The 431-nt window shown below is 46.6% G+C and carries 1 protein-coding gene; it reads left to right on the top strand.

From position 1 onward, the window contains the following. Positions 1 to 54: 54 nt before the first annotated feature. The coding region (locus ACTHS3_RS17045) for a type 4a pilus biogenesis protein PilO (protein ID WP_440368646.1) at positions 55 to 431 on the top strand (377 nt) is incomplete at its 3' end.

The raw sequence follows: 431 nt of genomic DNA, 5'->3' as shown, positions 1-431 counted from the left end.
AAGCAGCGGTGAAATGGCCGAACCTGTGGCAGAACCTGCTCCGGAGGCTCAATAATGGCATCTAAAAACCTGAAACAATTGGACGTACAAAACCTGTACCTGCTCAATATGCCTTCAAAACTTTTGCTGGCAGGTTTATTGATTGTCGGTATGTTGGCTTTGGGCTATGTCGGCGTATTTAAAGATCAGATTGAAACCTTAAATACGCAGGAAGCCAAAGAAGCAGAGCTGAAGGAAACCTTTACGCGTAAAAGCATTCAGGCGGCAAGCTTGAATAATCTGAAGGCTGAATTGGCTTCGATCCGCTCTGCATTTGATGTTTTGTTGAAACAACTGCCGACCGACGCGGAAATTCCGAACCTGATTCAAGAGCTGCATCAGGCAGGTTCAACTAACGGGTTGCGTTTGGATAGCGTTGCACCGCTTCAACC

It is taken from the genome of Neisseria sp. P0009.S007 (assembly GCF_051962515.1).
This window is presented reverse-complemented; position numbering and strand designations above follow the sequence as displayed.